3 protein-coding genes are annotated in these 1,165 nt (G+C 36.9%); all 3 read left to right on the top strand.

Features of this window, described 5'->3' with window-relative positions; genetic code table 11:
* The first annotated feature begins 385 nt into the window (after positions 1-385).
* From KDG50_02725 to KDG50_02735, 3 genes are read left to right on the top strand one after another with little or no spacing between them, the layout of a single operon-like run.
* On the top strand, positions 386-586 hold the full coding sequence (locus KDG50_02725) for a hypothetical protein (protein MCB1864316.1): 201 nt from the start codon (positions 386-388) through the stop codon (positions 584-586).
* Positions 534-707, top strand: coding sequence for a hypothetical protein (locus KDG50_02730; protein ID MCB1864317.1), 174 nt, complete (start codon positions 534-536; stop codon positions 705-707). Before KDG50_02725 ends, KDG50_02730 begins: the two co-directional genes overlap by 53 nt.
* Positions 691-1,002 carry a hypothetical protein gene (locus tag KDG50_02735; GenBank protein ID MCB1864318.1) on the top strand — a complete coding sequence of 104 codons (312 nt, stop codon included), beginning with the start codon at positions 691-693 and terminating at the stop codon, positions 1,000-1,002. The genes KDG50_02730 and KDG50_02735 overlap by 17 nt, the downstream gene beginning before the upstream one ends.
* The last annotated feature ends 163 nt before the right edge of the window (positions 1,003-1,165 follow it).

Genomic DNA, 1,165 nt, shown 5'->3' on the forward strand with positions numbered 1-1,165 from the left:
GCCTGAATTTCACTAGTCTAGAAAAATTATATGTGTCTAGCGAGGATCGAACCCGCGACGCGTTACGAGCTTCCATGCTCTCGTCAGGCGAATAAGCGATCCACTCGGCCACGACCACATATTTATTTCTAGAATTTAATTTCGATTTAATCCATGCACTATTAGGTTGTAAAGAAAGTTTTTTCGTCTATGTTCATATTTCAAAAATTCAAATAAAAGATAACTTAGATGTGTCATGTTATATATCATTCGAAAGAGAAATTCTTGCTCTTTCAAATTATATATAGCATTGTTATTTTTGAATTTTGAATTTCAAAAATTTAATTAGTTAAAAATGTCTATCGATAAAGTGCACATCCGACATTGCATGCTATACGAGTTTAACTTGAAAAAAAATGCGGTACAAGCCACTAAATCAATTTGCTCCGCTTACGGTCAAGGTGCTCTTCAATTACGTACTTGCCAGAATTGGTTTGCTAGATTCAAAACTGGGGATTTTGACTCCAAAGCCAGAAATTCATCGAAAAAAGGTAATGCTCTGCGTCTGGTGGGATATGAAGGGTATTATTTACTACGAGCTTCTTGAACCTAAACAAACAGTAACTGCTAACCTCTATTCACAACAATTAATACGTTTGAGCGAAGCTTTGGAAAAAAAAACGGCCGTTTGGAGGCAAAGGCAAGCGCAAAGTGATTCTGCTGCATGACAACGCAAGACCCCATGTTGCCAAAACGACATGGGCCACGATCGAGAACCTGGGCTGGGAAGTCTTACCCCACCCAGCGTATTCGCCAGACTTGGCTCCATCAGATTATCACTTATTCCGGTCAATGGAGCACTTCTTGAGGGAGAAAAGTTACACTGACTTGCAAAGTATCAAAAAAGACGTCACTCAGTTTTTCGAGCTTAAGCCAGAGAAATTTTATGAGAGCGGCATCCGGCAATTGCCATTAAGATGGCAGAAGGTCATCGATAATGATGGAAATTATTTTGATGATTAACTGTTTTTTATTTATTTTTTATCAATAAAAATATTTTGAAAAAAAAACGAAAAAACTTTCTTTACAACCTAATATTTAAAAATAACACTTCTCAGATGAACGCATATCTTTTTTTAAAAAAAGCATCAAAAAAAATGCATCCTAGCGGACTGTAGGTCGAGAC

The organism is Chromatiales bacterium (assembly GCA_020445605.1).
Lineage (GTDB): Bacteria > Pseudomonadota > Gammaproteobacteria > JAGRGH01 > JAGRGH01 > JAGRGH01.